Annotated in this window: 4 protein-coding genes and 1 pseudogene; 4 read left to right on the top strand and 1 reads right to left on the bottom strand. The window is 45.5% G+C overall.

Annotated features, from left to right (window positions below):
- The 4 genes from RTW80_RS22845 to RTW80_RS22860 form a co-directional block, all read left to right on the top strand.
- The coding region (locus RTW80_RS22845) for a hypothetical protein (RefSeq protein WP_312720325.1) at positions 1-254 on the top strand (254 nt) is incomplete at its 5' end.
- Between the two features lie 18 nt (positions 255-272).
- Complete coding sequence (locus RTW80_RS22850; RefSeq protein ID WP_000583441.1) at positions 273-1,301, top strand: major capsid protein; 1,029 nt, start codon at positions 273-275, stop codon at positions 1,299-1,301.
- Positions 1,302-1,454: 153 nt separating this feature from the next.
- Positions 1,455-1,658, top strand: coding sequence for a hypothetical protein (locus tag RTW80_RS22855; protein ID WP_001432987.1), 204 nt, complete (start codon positions 1,455-1,457; stop codon positions 1,656-1,658).
- Positions 1,659-1,669: 11 nt separating this feature from the next.
- The gene (locus tag RTW80_RS22860) at positions 1,670-3,511 is read left to right on the top strand and encodes a hypothetical protein (protein ID WP_053887714.1); all 1,842 of its coding nucleotides are present in this window, start codon (positions 1,670-1,672) and stop codon (positions 3,509-3,511) included.
- A 107-nt stretch (positions 3,512-3,618) separates the two neighbouring features.
- Here RTW80_RS22860 and RTW80_RS22865 read toward each other — a convergent pair.
- Positions 3,619-3,885 (bottom strand): annotated as a pseudogene (locus RTW80_RS22865) (integrase); the annotation flags it as partial.

A 3,885-nucleotide genomic window follows, 5' to 3' on the forward strand; every position in this document is an offset into this window, starting at 1 on the left:
ATGTTGAATGCGGCGATCTGATTACCAGTGACGGCGCTGAATATGTAAGCGGCGGCGATGTTCTTGTAGTTGTGTCTGATGCGGTATCCGCTGGCGACGCTAAAACCGTTAACGTGCTGCGTAGCAATGCCGGACTGGTTTGCATCAAGTCCGATGCTCTGAATGTTGAAGGCGCTGTGAAAGAAGCTGCTATTGCTGCCCTGGCTGCAAAAGGTTTCCAGATGGCTGGTTTTAACACTGTATTCACATCTTAATATAAAGGAATAAAAATACTGATTATTGGTAATGAATCCGTCGATCTGGCTCCGCTGTTTAGTCTGCACGACTCTCGCAACTTCCTGTTAACTTCTCTCGACTTTACTGATCCGGTAGGTGTGAGTTCTCATAAAGTGGCTGTTAGCCAACTGGTGGAAACTAACGAATCTCTGTTCAACAAAGAAACCTCTCGTTTCTCTTCTGAACATAACGTGACTAAACGTGAACAGGGTAAAGAATTTTTAGTAGAGATCCCCTACTTCCTGCGTGAAGATATGATTAAGCCGCAAGACGTGCAAGGCAAACGTAAACCAGGCGCTACCGTTGAAGAAACTCTGACAGATATCTACGCGGAATATGTTGCTAAGCACCACATTGCTTTCCAGCGTACTAAAGAAAGCGTGCTGGCTGCTTCCCTGTTCTCTGGTCGCACTTACACCCCTAAAACTGATGATGTGCTGATCCAGTGGGGCGATCTGTTTAGTGTTGTTCCGATGACTGCAACCATCGACGCATCAAGCACCACGCCTTCTATGGTGTTCCAGCAATTCGATCAGATGCATACAGACGTTATTACTAAAGCACAAAGCCAGGCGGCTGCTGTAGAACGTATCGTTGTATTCTGTAAACCTGCTGCTTTCAACGCTATCCGTTACAGTGCTGGCATGGTTAACGCGTTCCAGTATGCAAGCCCTACCGATGACGCAAACATCGTTTATAGCGTGCGCTCCCTGCTGCCAGGTGTGACTACCTTCACTATTCCTGGGACTAACATCGATATCGTTAAAGTTACTGATCCGCTGCTGCTGGCTCATATGACTTCTGATGCGGTTGCTGTTCCGAAGTTCGCTAAAGGCTCTAACGTCTATCAGAACATTTTCGGCGCTCCTTCTTCAACGTTCGACCTGCTGAATTCTGGCGCGGCTGAATATTACAGCTATGCGTTTAGCCCAGCACGTAACGACGCTGTAAACGTAGTTACTGAGAATAGCCAGATGGTTGTAAACCACGGCGTAGGCTTCACTGTACAGATCACAGTAGCGTAATAAAGCGTTAATAGTCGTTTCCTGTGCGACTGGAAATAAAACAGGCAATAAGGGCAAAAGGGATTATTAAACCTGTAGCGCAAATACAGTAAACAATCTCTTTTGCCCTTTTTTCGTTTATACCGTCTATTAAAATATTGTGAGAGAAAAATCATGAGCGAACAAAACAACAATCCAGTTGAGATCCTGAAAGCTGTTTCCACCTTACCGGAAGATATTCTGAATATCTCTCAAGTGTGTAAGTTTTTAGGGATCTCTAATACTGCTGTACGTCAAAGAATCTTCACTACTGGCTGCTCAGCTATGGAAGCAGTGCAATACTACGTAACAAAACAAAACAAAACAAATAAAAGGTAAAGGAAAATATTATGGATTTAAACATCTCAACCTTAACAAACAAGGTTGTATTTAAAGTTGATTTTGCATCATTACAGAAAGCAAGGGACGCAGGGAAGAAATTTCAGAAAGAAATGGAAAACCTAACCAATCCAACATTGAAAGGGAAGAAGGCTAAACGAGCTATAGACGAGGCTCATGATCTGGTAAAGGCTCGTAAAGCTGCACAGGCTAAAACTGATGCCAAAGCGTCAGACAAGCAAGCTCAAACCGATAAGAAGAACGCTGATAAGGTGGCAAAGGCAGAAGCTAAAGCGAAGGCTAAAGCCGCTATAGCTGCCGATAAACAGATCCGCGCTAAAGCGACAATAGCAGAGAAAGCAGAGATTAAGCGCCAGCAAGCTTTCAGACAGCTTGAAGGGATTAAGAAAGGGCGTATGGGCGACGGTATGGACTCCGCCCAATACTACAAAACGTTGCAATACATCAAAGCACAAACGGCAGCGTATGAGAAAGGCGCTATTAGTCAGGCTAAGATGAATCACCTGATCCGTGATCGTATCACGTTAGAACGCCGTGCGGCTGCTGTAAAAGCTCGCCAGGTGGCGGCTGATGGCGGTAAATATCCACATATGGCTAAACAGCTTAAAGGCGGTCATATAGGCGGTGGTGTAGGTGCAATGGTGGGCGGTGCCGCTCTCACTGCTGCCACTCTCGGCGGTGCTGCGATATTCAATACCGTAACCGATCAGGCAAGCAAGATCACAGACACTAACCGCAAGGCAAAGGCTGTCAACGTAAACACTAACGCCCTGTTAGCACTTAATCAGTACGGCTTAGAACACGGTGTCGATAGTTCCGTAGACCAACGTCAAGACAACCTTAAAGACGTTCAAGAGCGTTTAGGTGAATCCGTAGGGAATACCAAATGGGACGCTAAGAAAGGTCGCTGGGCTGGCGGTAATGGTGCCGTCGATAACATCCTTAATAAATATGGTTGGAGTCCTGAACAGATTAAAGGTTTCCAGACTGATCCATTAGGTTTCCTGGGCGCTGTAGTGAAAGAAGGAGAACGCCGTGGACTCTCTGATCAGGAGCAGGGTCACATCCTTGAAGACCTTGGAAATGATTTACAATATTTCCGTGGTGCTTTCAGTCGTAACGGTGAAGAGCTAAATAAAACCATCGTTAAGATGCAAAAAGCCAATGCCACCTATGCGCAAGCGGATCTTGACGCTGCTGAACGTCTGCAAGCTGTACAGGCTAATATGAATATGGCCTGGGAAGGTAGTAAGAAAGCTATCATGACGGGATTCGGTGAAGAGTTCGACGCTCAGGCTGGTGAAGAGTGGGCGCAAATGTTGAAAGATCTCAATCCTCTGTTTAAAGAACTTGGAAGCTCAACGGCTGAAATGATGAGCGCCTTTGCTGGTGCTGTATCGTGGCTTACTGCTGCATACCAGAATATAAATCCAGAGAACAAACATGAAAACCTTGATTCGTCCGGTATGTATTATAAGGATTCGTTTGTAGGCGGCATGGTTGATTGGGGTCGTAGTGCTTTAGGCTTATCGCCTATCCCTGGCACGGAAGACAAGCCAACGACTGGCGGAACTGCAATTCAGAACTATTCAAGCCCGTCCGATAACGTGCAATCCCTGAAAGAGAACGTTAGCCGTGATCTGAACACTACCCCATCTATGACGTATGCGCCAAGCATTGTCGTAAACGTGCCAGAAAGTAAGGTTGATGTGAATATCGCTCCTGATGGTAGTCAGCTTGGATCATACCTCGATTACAAAGTGGGAAGTATCCAACAAGATTTTGAACGTAGTTTCACTTTGGCGGCTCTGTCTGGGCAAGCACCAAGTTAATGATAAAGAGAATGTTTAATCACCATTTAAAACACTCTTATAAGGAATTAAGCATATAAGAGGCTCCCATTACAAGGAAGCCTCTTTATTGCGCCTATGGCGTTGTTTTAAGCCTTAAAATCAATATTTAATTCATATCTTACTAATTCTACATATTCAGCTAATTCTGGAATGCTTGCCCCTTGTGAGTAGGTGCGAAAGGCTTCTGTTTTAGCTCTCTGCTCTGTATGTCCGGTAATGGCACCGATCCGCTGTTCAGGCACTCCGGCACGATCAAGACAAGTGATAAACATCCCGCGCAAGCTGTGAAAGCATTGTCTATTTGTAGCGATTGGCAAGACGCTACGACGTAAACGTGAGAACGCTTGAGAATA

Origin of the sequence: Escherichia sp. AM3, from assembly GCF_032029835.1 — a bacterium.
Taxonomy (GTDB): domain Bacteria; phylum Pseudomonadota; class Gammaproteobacteria; order Enterobacterales; family Enterobacteriaceae; genus Escherichia; species Escherichia coli.